The organism is Streptomyces galbus, assembly GCF_005280195.1.
GTDB classification, from domain to species: domain Bacteria; phylum Actinomycetota; class Actinomycetes; order Streptomycetales; family Streptomycetaceae; genus Streptomyces; species Streptomyces galbus.
This window is the reverse complement of sequence record NZ_SZPR01000003.1, coordinates 262,222-280,204: the sequence shown is the minus strand read 5'-3', so window position 1 is coordinate 280,204 and position 17,983 is coordinate 262,222. Positions and strand designations below refer to the sequence as shown.

General features: G+C 68.5%; 18 protein-coding genes, 1 tRNA gene and 1 pseudogene. 12 read left to right on the top strand and 8 right to left on the bottom strand.

Annotation, left to right across the window (positions count from 1 at the left end; translation table 11 throughout):
* Together E4U92_RS02725 and E4U92_RS02720 are read left to right on the top strand one after the other, a co-directional pair.
* A pseudogene (locus tag E4U92_RS02725) lies at nucleotides 1–245 on the top strand (Fe-S oxidoreductase); the annotation flags it as partial.
* Between the two features lie 106 nt (nucleotides 246–351).
* On the top strand, nucleotides 352–1,368 hold the full coding sequence (locus E4U92_RS02720) for a Yip1 family protein (protein WP_137298597.1): 1,017 nt from the start codon (nucleotides 352–354) through the stop codon (nucleotides 1,366–1,368).
* A 105-nt stretch (nucleotides 1,369–1,473) separates the two neighbouring features.
* Here the strand turns inward: E4U92_RS02720 and E4U92_RS02715 are convergent, their stop codons facing one another.
* Nucleotides 1,474–1,986 carry a GNAT family N-acetyltransferase gene (locus tag E4U92_RS02715; RefSeq protein WP_137298596.1) on the bottom strand — a complete coding sequence of 171 codons (513 nt, stop codon included), beginning with the start codon at nucleotides 1,984–1,986 and terminating at the stop codon, nucleotides 1,474–1,476.
* Nucleotides 1,983–2,402: an ArsR/SmtB family transcription factor gene (locus tag E4U92_RS02710; protein ID WP_229862798.1), complete on the bottom strand. Its 420-nt coding sequence runs from the start codon at nucleotides 2,400–2,402 to the stop codon at nucleotides 1,983–1,985. The genes E4U92_RS02715 and E4U92_RS02710 overlap by 4 nt, the downstream gene beginning before the upstream one ends.
* A 111-nt stretch (nucleotides 2,403–2,513) precedes the next feature.
* On the opposite strand from E4U92_RS02710, the gene E4U92_RS02705 reads away from it, so the two are divergent.
* Nucleotides 2,514–2,990, top strand: a complete 477-nt coding sequence (locus E4U92_RS02705; protein ID WP_137298595.1) for an ArsI/CadI family heavy metal resistance metalloenzyme — start codon at nucleotides 2,514–2,516, stop codon at nucleotides 2,988–2,990.
* Nucleotides 2,991–3,030: 40 nt separating this feature from the next.
* Here E4U92_RS02705 and E4U92_RS02700 read toward each other — a convergent pair whose 3' ends face one another.
* Together E4U92_RS02700 and dcd are read right to left on the bottom strand one after the other, a co-directional pair.
* A complete protein-coding gene (locus E4U92_RS02700; protein ID WP_137298594.1) occupies nucleotides 3,031–3,540 on the bottom strand; it encodes a phosphoribosyltransferase in 510 nt (169 codons plus the stop codon).
* A 7-nt stretch (nucleotides 3,541–3,547) separates the two neighbouring features.
* The gene (gene dcd / locus E4U92_RS02695; protein ID WP_067242275.1) at nucleotides 3,548–4,123 is read right to left on the bottom strand and encodes a dCTP deaminase; all 576 of its coding nucleotides are present in this window, start codon (nucleotides 4,121–4,123) and stop codon (nucleotides 3,548–3,550) included.
* 567 nt (nucleotides 4,124–4,690) lie between these two features.
* Here dcd and E4U92_RS02690 point away from each other — a divergent pair.
* Nucleotides 4,691–4,764, top strand: a tRNA-Gly gene (locus E4U92_RS02690).
* A gap of 396 nt (nucleotides 4,765–5,160) precedes the next feature.
* On the opposite strand, the gene E4U92_RS02685 is transcribed toward E4U92_RS02690, so the two are convergent.
* Complete coding sequence (locus tag E4U92_RS02685; protein WP_137298593.1) at nucleotides 5,161–5,919, bottom strand: hypothetical protein; 759 nt, start codon at nucleotides 5,917–5,919, stop codon at nucleotides 5,161–5,163.
* Nucleotides 5,916–8,225, bottom strand: coding sequence for a hypothetical protein (locus tag E4U92_RS02680; RefSeq protein ID WP_137298592.1), 2,310 nt, complete (start codon nucleotides 8,223–8,225; stop codon nucleotides 5,916–5,918). The genes E4U92_RS02685 and E4U92_RS02680 overlap by 4 nt, the downstream gene beginning before the upstream one ends.
* Nucleotides 8,226–8,292: 67 nt before the next feature.
* Between E4U92_RS02680 and E4U92_RS02675 the strand changes: the two genes are divergently transcribed.
* Complete coding sequence (locus tag E4U92_RS02675; RefSeq protein WP_137298591.1) at nucleotides 8,293–8,877, top strand: hypothetical protein; 585 nt, start codon at nucleotides 8,293–8,295, stop codon at nucleotides 8,875–8,877.
* A 664-nt stretch (nucleotides 8,878–9,541) separates the two neighbouring features.
* On the opposite strand, the gene E4U92_RS02670 is transcribed toward E4U92_RS02675, so the two are convergent.
* Nucleotides 9,542–12,286, bottom strand: coding sequence for a tetratricopeptide repeat protein (locus tag E4U92_RS02670; protein ID WP_137298590.1), 2,745 nt, complete (start codon nucleotides 12,284–12,286; stop codon nucleotides 9,542–9,544).
* A gap of 186 nt (nucleotides 12,287–12,472) precedes the next feature.
* Between E4U92_RS02670 and E4U92_RS35770 the strand changes: the two genes are divergently transcribed.
* The 6 genes from E4U92_RS35770 to E4U92_RS02645 all read left to right on the top strand — a co-directional run bounded on the left by E4U92_RS35770 (nucleotide 12,473) and on the right by E4U92_RS02645 (nucleotide 15,530).
* Complete coding sequence (locus E4U92_RS35770; RefSeq protein WP_168725017.1) at nucleotides 12,473–12,616, top strand: hypothetical protein; 144 nt, start codon at nucleotides 12,473–12,475, stop codon at nucleotides 12,614–12,616.
* Nucleotides 12,617–12,809: 193 nt separating this feature from the next.
* Nucleotides 12,810–13,376: a Uma2 family endonuclease gene (locus E4U92_RS02665; RefSeq protein ID WP_137298589.1), complete on the top strand. Its 567-nt coding sequence runs from the start codon at nucleotides 12,810–12,812 to the stop codon at nucleotides 13,374–13,376.
* 163 nt (nucleotides 13,377–13,539) lie between these two features.
* Nucleotides 13,540–13,764 (top strand): S1 domain-containing protein, encoded by a 225-nt coding sequence (locus E4U92_RS02660; protein ID WP_137298588.1) that lies wholly within the window; start codon nucleotides 13,540–13,542, stop codon nucleotides 13,762–13,764.
* A 263-nt stretch (nucleotides 13,765–14,027) separates the two neighbouring features.
* Complete coding sequence (locus E4U92_RS02655) at nucleotides 14,028–14,231, top strand: cold-shock protein (protein WP_067242263.1); 204 nt, start codon at nucleotides 14,028–14,030, stop codon at nucleotides 14,229–14,231.
* Between the two features lie 238 nt (nucleotides 14,232–14,469).
* On the top strand, nucleotides 14,470–14,667 hold the full coding sequence (locus E4U92_RS02650) for a hypothetical protein (RefSeq protein ID WP_229862794.1): 198 nt from the start codon (nucleotides 14,470–14,472) through the stop codon (nucleotides 14,665–14,667).
* A gap of 497 nt (nucleotides 14,668–15,164) precedes the next feature.
* Nucleotides 15,165–15,530 (top strand): MerR family transcriptional regulator, encoded by a 366-nt coding sequence (locus E4U92_RS02645; protein WP_137298587.1) that lies wholly within the window; start codon nucleotides 15,165–15,167, stop codon nucleotides 15,528–15,530.
* Nucleotides 15,531–15,571: 41 nt separating this feature from the next.
* On the opposite strand, the gene E4U92_RS02640 is transcribed toward E4U92_RS02645, so the two are convergent.
* Nucleotides 15,572–16,336 carry a DUF4232 domain-containing protein gene (locus E4U92_RS02640; protein WP_137298586.1) on the bottom strand — a complete coding sequence of 255 codons (765 nt, stop codon included), beginning with the start codon at nucleotides 16,334–16,336 and terminating at the stop codon, nucleotides 15,572–15,574.
* Nucleotides 16,337–16,524: 188 nt separating this feature from the next.
* On the opposite strand from E4U92_RS02640, the gene E4U92_RS02635 reads away from it, so the two are divergent.
* Complete coding sequence (locus tag E4U92_RS02635; RefSeq protein ID WP_137298585.1) at nucleotides 16,525–17,970, top strand: helix-turn-helix domain-containing protein; 1,446 nt, start codon at nucleotides 16,525–16,527, stop codon at nucleotides 17,968–17,970.
* Nucleotides 17,971–17,983: the final 13 nt, after the last annotated feature.

The window sequence follows — 17,983 nt, the reverse complement described above, 5'->3', positions numbered from 1 at the left end:
GCATCAACAACGAACGCGTCGATGAGGCACTGTCGCTCAACCCCGACATCGTCTCCACCGCCTGCCCGTTCTGCCTGGTCATGCTCACCGACTCCGTCAACGGCAAGAAGAACGAGGGCAAGGCCAAGGAGACCGTCCAGGTCGTCGACGTCGCCCAGCTCCTGCTCGACTCCGTCAAGACCCCCGCCGACCCGGAGGAGACCCCGGAGCCGGAGACCGCGCCGGAACCGGAGCCGGTGAAGTAACCGACGGCACCGGCCGACCGACCGCCGACCGCCCCCGCGCCCTGTGAAGGGTGCGGGGGCGGTCGTGTCGTGGGAGGCGAGGACGTTCCGGGAAGTCCCTTAGGGGATGTCACAGGTCGGCCGCAAAGGCCCCGCAGCGGCCGGGGGCCGGGCCCGTCCGTCCGTGGGAACGGGTACGTTCGATGACGTGGCTGGATTCAGGATCGGACGCGGCGGCCGGGAAGGCCGGACCCCGCAAACGCGACCGCAACACCCTCCGTACGGGCAGCAGGCGCCCCAGGGGCCGTCGTACGGCTACCCGCCCGCGCCGCCGCAGTACCGCGGGGGCGACGGACAGCCGCCGTACAACGGCGGTGGTCACGGCGGCGGCTACGGCGGCCGGGGCGGCGAGGAGCCGGAGTACTTCGGCGGCGACGCCTACCCTCCGCACGCCCCGCAGGACCCGTACGCGGCCAACAACCCGGGCCACACCCAGGCGTTCTCGATCGACGAGCAGGCGGCGCCGTACGGGCCGGGCGGGCAGGACTACACGCGCGGCCAGACGTACTACGCGGGCTCGACGCCCCCCTCGGGCCCGGTCGGGCCGCGGCTGCACTGGAAGGACCTGCTGCGGGGCATCGTGCTGGCGCCCGCGCCGACCTTCCTGCGGATGCGGGACTACGCGATGTGGGGCCCGGCCCTGGTCGTGACGTTCCTGTACGGCCTGCTGGCGGTGTTCGGCTTCGACGGGGCCCGCGAGGACGCGATCCACGCGACGCTGTCCAACGCCGTCCCGATCGTGCTGACCACGGCCGTGGCGATGGTGCTCAGCGCCTTCGTGCTCGGCGTGGTCACCCACACCCTGGCCCGCCAGCTCGGCGGCGACGGGGCCTGGCAGCCCACGGTCGGCCTGTCCATGCTGATCATGTCGCTCACGGACGCGCCGCGGCTGGTCGTGGCGATGTTCCTGGGCGGCGACGCGACGTTCGTGCAGCTGCTGGGCTGGGCGACGTGGGTCGCGGCGGGCGCGCTCCTCACCATGATGGTGAGCCGCTCCCACGACCTGCCGTGGCCGAAGGCCCTCGGTGCGGCGTCGATCCAGCTGATCGCCCTGCTGTCGATCGTGAAGCTGGGGACGTTCTGACGGTGGGTCGGGCGGGGGGCGGGACCGCACCGCCCCTGGCCCGGCGCCCCACCTAGCTGGTACGACCCTCCTGAACCACGAGCTCGCCGGCGTGCGTCGGCTGCTCTACACGACGACAGGACTGCGGCGTTCGAGCAGGACGACGTCGCGCCATACGCCGTGGTGCCGTCCGATGCGTTCACGGGTGCCGATGACGCGGAACCCGGCCCGCCGGTGCAGCGCGAGGCTGCTGGTGTTCTCCGGGAAGATGCCGGACTGGATCGTCCAGATGCCCGCGGCCTCGGTCGATCCGATCAAGGCCCGCAGGAGCGCCGAGCCGACCCTCCGGCCGCGCGCCTCGGGGTGGACGTACACCGAGTGTTCGACGACGCCGGCGTACACGCACCGGTCGGAGACCGGGACGGCGGCGACCCAGCCGAGCACCTCGCCCGAGTCGTGGAGGGCGACGTACCGGTGGTCCGGGAGCTTGGCGGCGTCGAACTGCGGCCAGGTCGGAGCGGTGGTCTCGAACGTGGCGTTGCCTTCGTCGATGCCGAGTCGGTAGATCGCCAGGACCTGCTCGGCGTGCTCGGCGCCCAGCGGGACGATGCGGTGGTCACCGGTCGCGCCCGTGGTCATGCTCGGCCCACCGGTGCGATCTCGCCGACCAGGCCACGGACGCGCTCCTGTTCAGAGACCGGGCGGGCCAGGAGGGCGGCGAGCCGGTCGGTCGTCTCCGGGACGAGCCAGTAGTAGACCCAGGTGCCGCGCCGTTCACAGTCGATCAGTCCCGCCTGCCGCAGCAGCTTCAGGTGGTGGGAGATCGTCGGCTGGGACAGGTCGAAGGCGGGGGTCAGGTCACAGACGCAGACTTCGCCGCCCGCCCGGGAGGCGATCATCGAGAGCAGGCGCAGCCGCACGGGGTCGCCCAGCGCTTTGAACACCTTGGCCAACTCCACGGCCTGGGCCTCGTCCACGGGGGCGGTCAGCAGGCCGGAGCAGCACGCCCCGGCGCCGTCGCCCCGGTCGAGCACCACCCGCTCTTGATTAGACATACGTCTATATTGACAGCCTTCGATCGAGCGCGCAATCTTGCATCGACAAACGTCGATGAAGACAGGCGCTGTGCGGCAGGACGGTGCAGCGCCACCGGATGGGAGACCGCCATGTCCCGTGCCCAACTCGCCCTGCGCGTCAGCGACCTGGAAGCGTCGATCACCTTCTACTCGAAGCTGTTCGGCGCCGGACCGGCCAAGCGGCGCGAGGGCTACGCCAACTTCGCCCTCACCGAACCCCCGCTCAAGCTCGTCCTCATCGAGGGCGCCCCCGGCGAGGAGACCCGCCTGGACCACCTCGGCGTCGAGGTCGGGTCGACCGACCAGGTCCACGCCGCCACCACCCGGCTCAAGAACGCCGGTCTGGCCACCTTCGAGGAGAACGACACGTCCTGCTGCTACGCCCTCCAGGACAAGGTGTGGGTCCACGGCCCCGGCCAGGAGCCCTGGGAGGTCTACGTCGTGAAGGCCGACGCCGGCACCCTCGGCACGAGCGCCGACCCTCAGTCGGCCACCGGCGACGGATGCTGCGCCGGCCAGAGCACCGAGGAGGCCCCGGCCGCGGCCGACTGCGCCTGCGGCCGGTGAGGCCGACGGCCCAGTGAGGTGCCCGAGCGCCCCCGGCGGCTCAGAGCGCTTCCTTGTTCTCCTTCGGCGCCTCGCCCGACCTGTGGACCGGGGGCAGGACACTCCACGGGAAGTTGATCCAGTCGTCCGTGCGCTTCCAGACGTACTCGCACTTCACCAGGGAGTGGGACTTCTCGTAGATGACGGCGCTGCGCACCTCGGCGACCGTCTCCAGGCAGAAGTCGCGCACCAGCTTGAGCGTCTTGCCGGTGTCGGCGACGTCGTCGGTGATGAGGACCCGCTTGTCGGAGAAGTCGATCAGGTTCGGGACCGGGGCGAGCATGACCGGCATCTCGAGGGTGGTCCCGACGCCGGTGTAGAACTCGACGTTGACCAGGTGCAGGTTCTTGCAGTCGAGGGCGTAGGCGAGGCCGCCGGCGACGAAGACGCCGCCGCGGGCGATGCTCAGCACGATGTCGGGCTCGTAGCCGTCGTCGGCGATGGTCTGGGCGAGCTCGCGGACGGCGGTGCCGAAGCGCTCGTAGGTCAGGTTCTCACGCACATCGCTCATAGGGCCGTCACACCTGCGTCCGGTGGAAGTTGAGGTAGGACCGGGAGGCGGTGGGTCCGCGCTGCCCCTGATACCGGGACCCGTACCGCTCGCTGCCGTACGGGTGCTCGGCCGGCGAGCTCAGCCGGAACATGCAGAGCTGGCCGATCTTCATCCCGGGCCACAGCTTGATGGGGAGCGTGGCGAGGTTGGACAGCTCCAGGGTCACGTGGCCGCTGAAGCCGGGGTCGATGAACCCGGCGGTGGAGTGGGTCACGAGCCCGAGCCGCCCGAGCGAGCTCTTGCCCTCCAGACGGGAGGCTAGGTCGTCGGGCAGGGTGATGACCTCGTAGGTGGAGGCCAGGACGAACTCGCCGGGGTGCAGGATGAACGGCTCGTCGCCCTCCGGCTCGACGAGCCGGGTCAGGTCCGCCTGCTCGACGGAGGGGTCGATGTGCGGGTACCGGTGGTTCTCGAACACACGGAAATACCGGTCGAGGCGCACGTCGACGCTGCTGGGCTGCACCATGGATTCGTCGTAGGGATCGATCCGCACGCGCCCGGCGTCGATCTCGGCCCGGATGTCCTTGTCTGAGAGAAGCACGCCCCGAGGATACGCAAGGCGCGCGGACTCGCCCCAACCGGACGAGCCGCGCGCCGTGTGTGCGTACCGCCTGGTGGTACGACTTCCGCTGCGACTGGTGGTGCCGCCGCTCCCGTTACTGCTTCTGCAGCGCGACCGAGACGGGCACGACGCTGCGGAGCCGGGCGCAGCGGGGGCACCGGACGAGGCGTCCGGGACCGAGTCGCTCGGCCTGCTGCATCGGGAACGAAGCGGTGTTGAACACGTGTCCATCGGCACAGCGGACGACGGTGCTTTCCATCAAGTCCTAGAGTCCCTTCCCCAAGAGCCGCGTCACGTCTGGCTGGGATGCCGTGACGACGAAAGCCACATTACGGGACGGACCGGACGCCCCTCCAGGCGGCACTCCGACCCCGGGAAGACCCTCTCCAACCCCTCCACCGTACGCCCCAACTCGGGCCCACCGCAGCCGGATACCACCGTTCCGGCCCCGCAAACGCACGCGGGCCCCACGGCTTTCAGCGCCGGGGGCCCGGGGTTTGGTACAGTGACCACGCAGTTCGACACCGGCTCCGGTCGGCGTCTTGCGCGGGTGTAGTTTAATGGTAGAACATCAGCTTCCCAAGCTGAGAGCGCGAGTTCGATTCTCGTCACCCGCTCCATGCGAAATCCCCAGGTCATGACCCTGAGGGTTTTCAATGTCTAGACCATTCCGGGGGTTCCGTGCCCTCTGCGTGCCCCAAGCCTTTCCGGTGACCTGGGTCACGAGGTCGGCAAACGGAGGGCCAGTCGCCGAAGCAAAGGGCCTCGCCATCGCTAGGCCGTGTCAGGGTGGTCGCTGCTCAGCTCACGCTTGGATACCAAGCCCGGCGCTGCACCTCCGTGACCATGTCGGAGATAGGGAGCCTCGTCAGGGTGCCGCCCTAGCCTCGCGCGCCGCCAGGCCACGTCGAAGCTGATGCTCTCTCGATCATTCCGCATGATCTGGAATGCGCGCCAGCTAGTAAACGGGGATAACAGGCAGCGGAGCACGGTGAGCCCAAATTCGTTTCCGCCCTTCACGCGGGCCTCCCCTGTGGGGCTTCGTGAAGTGTGACGGGAAGCTGCTCTGCCAGCTCCTTCTCCCCGTACTCCTCGAACATCCCGCGGACCGTACGCAGAAGGTCGCCTCGGTCTTCCGCACTGAGGTTGGTGAGAAACGTGTGCAAGAGCTGGGCAATCACCACCCATTGCGCCTGGGGATGCCATTGCTGGGTTTCCCGGACGATCTCGTTGATGTCGGTGCCCGGTGGCAGAGCACCGTGCTGCGCGTTCTGTTCCAGCGCCAGGTAGAGCCGGGCAGTTGCCGGCGTGCGCAGGACTTCGTCAAGCATGAATCTGATCCGGGCTGCGGTCTGCTGTCGCGCCATGTCCTCGAGAGCTGTCTCGCGGCGCAGCTGAGCCATGCGCTCAGCGCTGGAGCGTGTGTGGTCGTCTACATGTAGCGAGACCTGAGCCCGCTGGATCTCGATGCCCTCTGTCAGCCACGGCGTTCGCCGCCGCAGCTCGTAGTTGATGTCCTGCTCCGTGGCCTCCGCACGCAGAACGCTGCGCTGTTTGGCCATGCTTTGTGCCACCAGCCGCACTTGGCGTCCTGCATCGTCGTAGGCAGTCGTAGTACTCGACGCATCAACAGGACGGCACCATTCGACTCGCATCGTGGCGGTGAAGGTCAGTTCGTCGTCTCTACTGTCGAGGAAGTCACGGAACTCGCGGACCCATGTAGGTCGTTCGGCTTTCCGACCCTTGGCGTCACCTCGGCGCATGAGTGGGCTCACGCCTCGTCCCAGCGATGGGATGCTCTCGGGTGATACTTGGCGACGGATCGGCTGCGGTCGTGATCCAGAAGGTCCACCAGTTCGTGCCGCAGCCGTACCCGGTCCGCATCGACGCTCGGCGCAGGCGAGGGCTGCCAGGCGTACAGGAGATCACGCAGCCGATGTCGCAGTCGGCGTCCTAGTGCTGAGTCTTCCGTGCTGACGGCTCCGCGGAGTACTCCGAAGATCAGGTGCTGAAGGCTGGGGTTCCCGTGAGCCGCGTCCATCCAGAGGTTCACAGCCTCTGTGGGCGCCTCCTCGTCAGCTTCAGTCGACAGAAGAAGCGCACCCCAGCAGATGGACAAGTCCTCGTACGAGGGCTGGAATCCTCCCTCTTCCTTGTCTCTCAGGAGCAGTGAAGGCACCCTGTCTTTGGGCTCATAGCCCTGTGAGGCTAGCGTTGCGAGCGCTGCGAATGAGCGCCGGCCGGATGCCATGCGGTCGGAGTTCGGTGCACACCATTTGGTGATCGAGGCGAACAGACTCTTGCGGGCCGAGGGGTCGGACCAGATCGTTCGTACGGCTGCGCCGACTGCCTTCTGCACTTCAGACTCCATTGAGCCCGCGGCGTATCCGAGACGGAGCAACGCCTTGGCAGTGTTTCGCCGCCCGAACTCGCCCGCGCACACTTCCACGGTCAGCTTCTGCAGTTCCGGAGTGTTGCTTGCCTTGGACCACCGCAGCAGGAGCTCATGTACGAACCGGCCCATCGTTGGGTGAAGGGCAGCGGCAGAGATCAGGTCGGTAGCCGCCGACCAGAGGTTCCTGTCCTTCTGCCAGGCCGAGATGATCTGTTCTAGAGGGTCCGGCTTCCGATGATGAGTGGCCCACCGCACGGCGAAGGCACCTACTCGGTTGGCCAGCACCAACCGCTCTTCAGGAGTGAACGTTTCCAGGAAGTCCGTTGTCTTGGTCGTGGGAGCCTCGGCCATCCAGGACAGGAAGGTCTTGCGCGCTGGGGGACGGTCGATCCAAAAGTAACTGAGGACAGCGTCGTCCCATCCAGGGCGAGCAAATTCGATGGTGTCGTTTGTCGGATCAAGATCAGCATCGATCTCTGACACCATCTCGACGACGCCCGGCTCTTCCTGCCCTTGCAGCGAGACCGGTTGCCCAAAGAGACGGCACAAGGCGGCTGTCTGTGCGTAAACGTGTGCAACGGAAGCATTCCGGAGCAGCGACGCGACGAGCAGGAAGTTCCGCTGGAAGCTTGTTCGCCCCTTCTTGCTATGCCACTCCAGCAGCTGCGTCCGCCAAGCTGTGCGCGCTTGGACAACGCTCAGGACCTTCGCGTGAAAGCCGTCAGGGTCGGAATCCGAGACGTCCGCCAGCGACGTTGAGCGTTCAGCCTTGAGAATGTGACCGACCGTCTCCAGTACGTCGGACGGTGACTGCCCTTCCAGCAAATTCGCAATGCGCTGATCAGCAAGCCAGCGTGACACGTCGAGGTCTTGGGGCGCCTCGGCCTTGAGCCATGCCTCGGCGACGGCGCGGCCGTCCGGTCGCCTCAACGGCGGTACGACGTCGGCGGGTGCGTCGCCGCCAACCCGCTGCCATTGCTCCGGCGTCGTCAGCACGATCAACCGCGACGACCGGTTGAGAAGATTCCTTTGAATTTCGAACAGAGACGCACCGAAGTCCGCGCTGACCTCGAAGGTGTCCTCGTCCGAGGGCAATTCCAGCAAGTAGCCGGCGTTCTCTTCCCTCGGCAAGCGGTGCAGCGGAAACCGTCCAGAGGTGCCGAAGCTCAGGGGACCCACTTTGGCTCCGGTACGGAGTTGCAAGTCAGCCAGGAGAGCGTGGGCTGTGAAGGTCCGCCCTGCGCCCGGCTCGCGTAGGAGGACGAGCACAGCACCGGGGTTCTCAAGCGTCTTGGACGCTTCCTCGTATCCATCGGGTGGGGCAAAGACTGCACGGACGGTGTCGAGATACCGCCTGGGCAGCTCCGAGTGTTCGAGCAGCTGTCCCAAGATCGCGGTCAGTTTGACAGCGTTCATCTCGCCGAAGTTGAACAGCGCTTCCTGGCGCAGCTCGGCGACGGCCGCACGAAGGACGCCGCGCATGTGCTGAATGGCCGGGTCGTCTTCTGCGCCAGCCGCTTCCCGCGAAGGAACAACATCGCTGCCAGAGTCGCCGTGCGCGGTCTCGGCGCAGACGGCGCTCTCGCCCTCATCTTGACGGGCCTCCGGCGATTCCCTTTCCTGTTGACCAGCAGGGTCTCGCTCTCCCCACCTCCTGTCGGCCAGGTCGCCCTGCGGGGCTGGCACGGGCGTACGCCAACCGCCACCGTGGCGCGGCTGGTCCGGCCAGTCAGAGCTGGAGTGATCGCCAGGCGTGGCGGAATCCACGTTCGTCCCCCTTTGGGTGATCGTTCGAGTCGCGGACCTCGGAAACCGACGGCTAAAGGAGGTTGTCGATCACAGCCCCGGTCGCCTCTCCGCCCGGGTGCACAACTTCGACGTCGTGCTCGACCTCGACATTCGCGAGGCGAGACACACGACCACCCCTGAAGCCAGTGGCCTTGCCATGCACATCTCCGGCACGCGCCACCACTCGGACACCACTGGCCGGTCGTTCCTCACCGACGAAGGTGATGCGCCGCCCGTAGACGTCTTCGAGAACGGCCCGCAGCCGGCCGAGGTTGCGACGCAACCGCTCGTCCTGACCATCGATGAGCTGCTCGTTCTCGGCATAGAGACCCAGCAGCTCCACGAGGGAGTCCAGGCGTTCGGCCCGCTCAGCAGTCAAACGCTCCAGTTCGAAGTCCAGAGGGTTCCCTGGGTCGCCGGCGACCACGGCGGGCACCACCTCCGGTGGGCGCTCTTCGTCGACGTTCCGACGCGCTGCCCGCCGGTCGAGAACCACCTCGGCACGGCGGTACAGGAACCCGATGGCCTGGGTAAGAGCCGAAGTGGCTAACACTGGGAACCCGAATGCATCGGTCAACGTCAATCCCCCCTCGTGATCCCCTCCGCACCCATAAGTCACGGTATGGAGGCGCATGCATCCAGAATGCGATGATCACGGCCCGCGAAAAGGGTCAATGACTAGAGATGACCTAAACGTGACGCCGAGGTGGAAAGCGGAACGTGCTCTGCGAAATGACCCATACCTGCTGGGAATCCGGCCATGACCTGCGTATGTAAGCACGTTCAGTCCTTGCTGGACGCCCCCTCGTGGGCAGCAAGAACGTTTCTGGGACTATGCCCCTCTTCTATGTGGATCGACCGGAACTCAACTATTGACAGCGATTGCACCACCAACAGGGCTGCACGACATAGCCAGCAGGGTCCCTGCCGAGCAGCTCGTCAGAACCCTGCCAAACTCGGACCGTCACGCTTCCCTTGCCCGCTCGGCCTCGACTGCCCCCCGTAGCTGGGTCCGGTGCGAGACCGCCCCTCCGAGACACGGACCGAAGCATGAATGCGCAGGCCAGAAGCCATGCGTGCGTTCAGGCGCCGTCACTTCTCAAGCCAAGAGCGCTGGACATGAGCAGGAGTCTGACGCACGGGTTTGACACGTCATCCGACGGAGTTTTTGTTGGCTGCGTGGTGATGGTGACCCAACACCGGCAGGCTCCGCATCAGTCTTCGGCTGTTCGGGCGTGGCCCAGCCGCTGAACTACCGGCGGGGCCGCACTCCACGGTTTCGAGATCTCACCGTTGGGCTCCCAGCCGTACCGCCGCAAGTCCTGAGCGTCCTCCGTGCGACCGGCCGCTTCCAGCAGTTCAGCGTACTGACGCCAGGCGTACGGGTCGCCGGTCCACGAAGCGCGGCGGAGCCAGGTGAGCGCCTCGTCGGTGCGACCCGCGATCCGGAGCAGCTCGGCCACGGCGGACCGCTGATCCGGGTAGTCCTTCTCGCCGTGACGGTCCGCGCACGACTTCAGCCAGTCGAAGGTCGCGTCCGGCCCCACGGCTGCCGTCATCAGGCGAGCCAGCTGCGGGATGACCTCAGGATCACCTCCTGCCACCGCACGCCGGTACCAGGCGAGCGCCTCCGACGGCCTTCCCAGTTGCTCGTACAGGGCGGCGACCTGCGCCACCGCGTCCCGTCGCCCGGTGTCAGCCTCTTTCCGGTACAGCACGAGTGCTTCCGTCAGGCGGCCCTGCTGCCTGAGCGCCTCTGGCGTGTCCGTGTCCTTCTCCCGACAGTCGCCCTTGGCGAGCCCCTCCACGTAACCCAGCAGTGCGCTCACATAGCGTCGCGCCGCGCTGTCCTGTCCCTCGTCATCGACAAGGCTCCACAATCGGGTGCGGAGGACGGCGTCCATGGCCAGGTGCCGGATCAACGCGTGCTCTGCCCAAGGGATACCGACCCAGTCCTTGCTGCCTTCTTCCGCTGCACGGAACAGCAGCCACGCCAGGACGGTGAGTCCGTTGTCACCGCGCTGCCGCATCAGGGCGGCCGTCTCCGCCACCGCGTATCCACCGCTTGCCTCGGCCTCTTGCTGGAGGTGGACGAGTGCTTCCTCCGTCCGCCCCGCCTTCTGCAGCAGGTGAGCCAGTTCTCCATGTCCACCGTGCACGCCGGCATGGGCCGCACGCCTGAAGCAGAGCTCCGCGTCCGCGAATGCTCCAGCCCTGCACAGGAGCATGCCGGCGAGGAGCCAGCCATAAGTTCCTCCCGCTTCGGCGGCCTTCTTGTGCCAGGCCACGGCGACGTCCGGCCGGGTCGCCTCCACGAGGGAGGCCACCTGCTCCATGGCCGCGATGTTCCCGGCTTCCGCGAGAGGCAGGCACCACAGCAGTGCCTCTTCCGGTCTCTCCTCTTCCTCAAGAAACTGAGCCCCTGCCACGGCAGCGCCCGGCACCCCCGCTTCCACCCCTGCCGCGAGCAGACGCAGGGCGATCCTCAGGTGGCCCCTGTCCCTGGCCGCCCCGGCCAACGCAATGAGGGAATCCCGCGCGGCGTGGTCCACCAGCGCGTCCCACAGCCCCGCCGGCGGTGCCTTGGTGCGCCTTTCCTTCCTGCCGTGCTGGTCCAGGTAGTCCGCGAGTCTGACGTCGTCGGTGAGGACACGAGGTCCGCCCGGTCCACGGAAGGTGACGGGCGTGAGGGGACCCCGGATTCCACGCGACGGCTGGCTGAGTTCCGCGAGTGCGTGCTCGATGTCACCGTCCGCCACCAAGTCGTACTGGTGGGCGGAGAGGTAGTGGCGGATCGATGCCTCGAGAAGTATGCGCGGAAAGGGCGTGTCGTGCCCGAGACGGCGGACATCCATGGCCGACTCGATCAAGGCCCTCTGAAGAGCCGTGGCGGTCTCATACCGGTGGATGAGTGCTCGACCGCCCGCGAGGTACTGCGTGATCCGCCCCGGCTCGCCCTGTTCCAGCGCTTCCTTGAGCCGGCCGTCCGCAGCGGCGCGACGCCGCAGCTCGGGCACGTCCGTGTCCTCGAAGGTGTCCGGCACCCGGAAGTGCTTCCCGGTGAGGAGGGCACGGGCCTGTGCGTGCGGATCTCCTCGGTCGCCGTCCTCGCGCGGCTTCACCAGATCCGCCCACAGGTCCGGCCAGGTCGTGCCCAGGACGAGCAGCGGTCCCCGCCGCGGGTCGCTGAGTACTTCTCGCAGGTGGGCAGCTGCCTGCTCGCCCCGGTCCCCGCTCAGGAAACGGTGGATCTCGTCGAGCCACAGGACGGTGCGGGGAGTTATCTCGGCCAATGCGGCGATCAGTGCTTCGGTGGGGCTCGGTACCAGAGGAAGTACGAGCTGCCAGTCCGGAGGGAGCAGGTTGAGCGCTTCCCAGCACGCCCTCGTCTTGCCGGTCGATGATTCACCGACGAGGACGGCTAATACGCCGCCTGGCTGTCCGGCGGACCGCGCGACGAGACCGTTCACCACGTCGGCCAGCCACCGGTCGTGCTGCCGTTCGACGTAGAGGGGAAGCAACGGCAACCCCGACGCGCCATCGCCGTCGATGGCCTCGTGCACTGCCAGCGTGAACGGATCGGTGAACTCACGGACCGGCCGTCCTGGGCCGGCCGGCACCGTGCGCAGGACCCGCACCGGTTGCGCCTGCTCCAGCAGGTTGCGCCAGTGACGCTCGTTGACACTCTCACCCGCCCAGGAACTCCACAGCCGCACCAGCGCCAGAACGTCGTCGCTGCTCCTGTCGCTCGGGACCTTCGGTTCCTTGTCCCTTGTCGGTACCCAGTCGCTGATCCGCTGGTCGCCGATTCTCCTCCCGTACGGAGGCTTGGCGAGCGCCTGGACCACCTCCCGCCGCGAGTACCGGCAGCCGGCTCGGCTGCGGGCCTCCCGCGCCTGTTGCTCCAGTGCGCGCAACTGCTCGTAGAGCAGTCGCGCCTCCCGAGACCGTGTTGTCACCCGCGCTCCCCCTCTTGGCCGCCGCGCCCGGGACCGCCCGCAGCGGGTGCAGCGGGCACCTCCTCGGCCAGCAGCGTAGAACGGGAAACGCCCGGTCCTCCCGCCCGGCCGGGTCTCTTCCACGTCACCCCACAACACTCGGACCGCCAGCTCGCAGCAGCGACGAGATGACCGGAGGAGATCCCGATGCGCAAGCTCACGGAACGGAAGCGGCAGCGAACCGTTCGTCGTCTGGGGCACGCCGCCCTGTTCGCCGCCGTACGCGGCGTCGCCACGGCTGCGGGCTCTGCGGTGGTCGGCTGCGGCCTCGTGTGGTGGCAGAGCCGCTGAACGAATCGCGGGCCAGCGCGAAGCGCCAGTGTGGTGGGGCGAGCCCGGTGCTCCATGAGCACCGCACGCCGCTTCTCCTCGGCAGGGGAAAGCGTCTAGGCGTCCGAGGTCTCCGAGCCGCCCCGGCGCGTGGGAATCAGTACCCTGGGCGCAGCGGGATCGGGCCCGCCGCACAGTGTCCGGGAGGTGTGTCGTGACTGCCGAGATGGTGGCCCCGGCGTGGATGCACGAGCAGATCACGGCGGAGGAGTACGACTCGTGGTCCGAGGAGCAGTGCGCCGGCATCGAGATCGTGGACGGAATGGTCGTCGTGAGCCCCAGCGCATCCAAGCGGCACAATCGGCTCGCCCGGCTCCTGGCGAACGCCCTGGACGCCGCGGCCGGCCCCGACTGGAACGCCGACACGGATTTCGACGTCCGGCTCCAGGACGTCCCGCTGACCAATCGTCGCCCCGACGTCATCGTCTACCGTGCGGACACGATCGACATCACGCCCACCCGTCCGGAGCACGTACTGCTCGTGGTCGAGGTGGTCTCGCCGGGCTCGGAGACCACCGACCGGATCGTGAAGGTGGACCAGTACGCCAAGGCCGGAATCGGCTTCTATTGGCGGATCGAGCAGGCCGCGACGGGCACACCGCTGGTGTACACGTACCTGCTCGATCCCGCGACGAGGACCTACCGCGAAGGGGACGTGTACGCCGGCACCCTGAAGATCACCGCTCCCTTCGCAGCGGAGATCGATTTCGGCCAGATCTGAACCGGCCGCAGCGCGAGGGGTACCACCCGAGCGCCGTCGCTTCCCAAGCTGAGAGCGCGAGTTCGATGCTCGTCACCCGCTCCAGAGTGAAGGCCCAGGTCTCGGACCCGGGCCTTTTGTTTTTCCCGGCGACCACCGTGGCGGGGAGCCGTAGGGTTCCCGCATGGTGACTGCATCTGTGCGTCAGTGGTGGGACGAGGAAGGGTGGGGCGTGCTCGACTCCCCCGAGACGCCCGGGGGGTGCTGGGGCCACTACTCCCACATCCAGGCGCACGGGTTCCGCACGCTGTCGCCGGGGCAGCGGGTCGACCTCGAGTGGGAGGCACCCGGCTTCCAGCAGGACGGGTACGACTACCGGGCGGTGGCGATCACGCCCCGGCCGGCCTGACCCGCGGCCGTGCAGGACGACGGGACAGGGCCTCCGATGAAATCTGTTGCCGTCATGTGAGAAATTCGCGCCGGGCATAGTGACTATTACTGGGTCGACAACTGGGCAAGAATTACACAGCGTGCAGCCCCGGGGGCGACGTGCTACTGTCGGTGTCAGTTGCAGGTGTGGTTGCCAGAAGGTTTTTCCGACGGCTGATCATCACGGCGACACGGAATGCACACAGGGTGCGTTCCTGAAACCGTCTCCGGAGGAGAAACAACATGGCTACTGGCACCGTGAAGTGGTTCAACGCGGAAAAGGGCTTCGGCTTCATCGAGCAGGACGGCGGCGGCGCCGACGTCTTCGCCCACTACTCGAACATCGCCTCCTCGGGCTTCCGTGAGCTGCTCGAAGGCCAGAAGGTGTCGTTCGACATCGCGCAGGGCCAGAAGGGTCTGACCGCGGAGAACATCGTTCCCGCCTGACCCACCCGCGCTCACGCGTACTTGCGAGCCGGGCCCGCACCCAGGGGTGCGGGCCCGGCTCGTTCTCTGTTGCGGCGCCAGGGGCCGGGCTTTTCCTTCTCGGTCGCGCCCTGTTATTGCCGCATTGTGGTACGGCCGCATTGCTGATGCATCGCCCTTTTGCGCCAGTGCCGCATTACTGCCGTTTTCCGTTTTCCCTTTCGTTCCTGAGGAGATCCCGTTGCGGGTGAGTGACGACATGACCGTCGAAGTCGCCCTGGCCGTCATGGCCGGGGCCCGGGTCGAGCACCTGGCCATCTGCGACGGGGACGACGAGAACACGGGATGCGTTTCCCTGGCCCAGCTCGCCGGCCTTCGGGAGAGTGCCGCGTACACGGACCGCGTCCGGCTGCGGGACGTCCTCGACGGTGGGGCCGCCGTGGCCATGGCCGCATGACACCGGGCGGGTGACCGCCCTCACAGACCCAGTGGGCCCTGCCGACGCGCGTCGGCAGGGCCCACTGGCGTGTCGGCGGACGGTCCGGTTCCCTGTCCGTCGGACGAGTGAAATCTGTCGTTGCCGATGTAGTTTTTCGTCGCCGGGCGGGGTATGGTTGTCGACGTAGACAACGGTCGAACGAGATCCGCCAGACATGAACTGGCGGGTGGCTGAAGACAAGTACGCAGGTCAGCAGTCCGTTCGGAAGAAATGGAGGAGCAGACGCCATCAGGATCGCCCGGTCCGCGAACGTGCGGCCCGGGTACCGCAAGACCCCGGATTGGATGGTGGTCCCCGGTCACGCAGCTGCGATCCCCCGCTCCGCCCTGCCGGGCCGGGTAGCGGAAACAGAAGGTCGGCACCGCACTAGGGCCGACAGATGGTGTTGAATTTCCTTCGGGGCCTTGGTGCCGTACGGCACCAAGGCCCCTCGACGCGTTGCACAGCGAGGTGACATGACATCGGACAACCCTCTGAATGATCGTCTGGACGACGACGACTATCCGGCGTACACGATGGGCCGGGCGGCCGAGATGCTCGGCACCACTCCGGCGTTCCTGCGTGCCATCGGCGAGGCCCGTCTGATCACGCCGCTCCGTTCGGAGGGTGGGCACCGCAGGTACTCCCGCTACCAGCTGCGGATCGCCGCACGTGCCCGGGAGCTCGTCGACAAGGGGACTCCGATCGAGGCCGCGTGTCGCATCGTCATCCTGGAGGACCAGCTCGAGGAGGCGCAGCGCATCAACGCCGAGTACCGCCGCGCCGCCAGCGGATCGCCGGCGGGCAGCTCCAGCTCCGGCTCCGGTGCGAGCTCCCGCTGAGGACCACCCGCCGGCCCGGCCGCCCCGTCCGGCCGTGAGGACTACCAGCTCACCGCGTCGTCCATCGACTGCTGCCAGTACGTGACCTTGAGCGAGTCGTCGACGTAGACGCCCTTCGCGGGGAGGGACGGGTGGGCGCCCGTGCCGACGCTCCCGCTGCCGGAGCGGCCCTGGAAGTAGACGGTCAGCGAGTTCACCGTGTGGCCGTTCGCGCCGCTGCCGTCGGTGGCGGCCAGATTCACCGAGGCGTAGCCGGACTGGCCAGGCTCCAGCGTGACCACCGCCTGCGGCTGCGAGTCCTCGATGACCGGGGGCACGGCCTGGGCTCCGCCGAAGCGGACCGCCGGGTAGCCGTAGAGGAAGCACGTCCTGCTGCCGGTGTTGGTCACCGTGAGCAGCATGTGGTTGACGGGACGGGTCAGCGGAGCGGCGGTCGTCCTGGTGACCGACCCCTCGCAGGTGACCGGCGTGCCGGACCCCCCGGCCCCGCCGTTCGCCCCGGACGCGCCCGGCGCCTTCGACGCGGAGTCCTTGCCCGCCGGTGCCTTGCCCGCCGGGCCCTTCGTCGCCGGGGCCGAGGCGTCCGTGCCCGAGTCCTGGCCCGTGCCGGCCGAGGGCTTGTCCTGCGGGGGCGAAGCGGGAGTGGTGCTCGGGGCCGCGGTCGTCGCGGTGCCGGTCGCCCGTCCCTCGCTGTGGACGCCCGTTCCGTCGTTGCAGGCGGTCAGGGAGAGGGCGGCGACCACGACGGTCGCGGCGGCGCCGACGAGACGGACGCGGGGGGTGCGGGCGGTGCGGAAGCTGGACATGTGGCTGAGCCCCTTCGGTGTTCGGGTTGCCGTGGTGATTGGATGACCGAAGCTTGTGCGGCGTTCTGTCCCACCCGCCACGACCAGCGGGGAGTTCGGGACGCCGGAACGGTGAAACGGGCTCTGAGCTGGGGAAATACCAACGTCCTGGAACGCTGTGCCGGGACACGAGGGGACGGGGGAACGCGGTGCCGGGGGCAACAGGGGCCGGGGCGACGGAGGCGTTCGCGCGGTTGCTGCGCGAGCTGAAGGACCGCTCGGGGCTGAGTTACGGAGCGCTCGCCAAGCGGATGCACATGAGCACCTCGACGCTGCACCGCTACTGCAACGGCACCGCCGTGCCCGTCGACTACGCGCCCGTGGAGCGCCTCGCCCGCGTCTGCAGGGCGACGCCGGAGGAACTGGTCGAGCTGCACCGGCGCTGGATCCTGGCGGACGCCGCGCGCGGGAACAAGGGGGAGCGGGAGCAGCCGGCTGCCCCGGCGCCGGCCACTGCCGCCGGGGACGAGGAGGCGGCTCCGGCAGCCGAGGGGGCGGTGGCTGCGGCATCGGAGGGGGCGGCCGGGACCGGTGATGCGCCCCTCGGCGGGCAGGGCGCCGTCCCGGCATCGGCGGCCGCCGATACGCGGGGGACCGTCAGCCCGGGCACGGCCCACCACGCCGCCGGCCCCACCGGCCCCACCGGTCCCGTCGTCTCCGACGTTGCGCGCGACGTCTCCCCGCCCCGCCGCCGGCGCCGCACCGTGCTGGCGGCCGCCTGCGTCGCCGGTGTCGTGGTGCTCGGGGCCGCCGTCCTCGTCGTTCCTCCGCTGGTCGGCGGCGGGGACGACGACGGGGGCGGTCGCCAGGCGGTGGCCGGGGCGACCGCACCCGCTACCACCGCGACGCCGGACGGCGGGAAGGTGACCGCCTCCCCGTCTCCGAGCGCCAAGCGGCCGAAGCCTTCCCCGTCCGCCTCCCCCGGTGCGGCCCGCTCCCGTGCGCCGGAGGACGCCGGCGGGGCCGCCCCGCGCGGCGACGACCGCGGCACCGGTGCCGTCCCGCTCACCGTCGGCACCCGGCCGTACGTCTACGACAGCCCGTGCAGCCAGCACTTCCTCGTCGACAGCGAACCGGAGCAGGTGGGTCCGCCGGCGGGCGAGCAGGACGCCGTGCGCTGGGCGGCCGCGTACGGGGCGGTGTCCTCGGGGGAGCAGGAGATCGCGCTCACCGTGCAGGGCACGGGTGCGGACACCGTTGTCCTGGAGGCGCTGCACGTGCGGGTGCTCAGCAAGGGCGCGCCGCTCGCCTGGAACGACTACTCGATGGGCGTCGGCTGCGGCGGTGGCGTGGGGACCAAGAGGTTCGACATCGACCTCGACGCCGGCAGTCCCACGGTCGGCGTGAAGAACGGCCAGCGTCCCTTCCCCTACAAGGTCAGCGAGTCCGATCCCGAGGTCTTCTACGTGACCGCCCGCACCGACGCCCACGACGTGCGCTGGGACCTCACCCTTGACTGGTCCAGCGGGAACCGCCGGGGGACGGTCCACATCGACAACTCCGGTACGCCGTTCCGCACCAGCGCCGCCACGGGCCGCCCGGGCTACGACTACCCGCTGGGCGGCGGGGAGTGGATCAAGCGCGAGGGCGGCTGACCGCGGGGCGTTG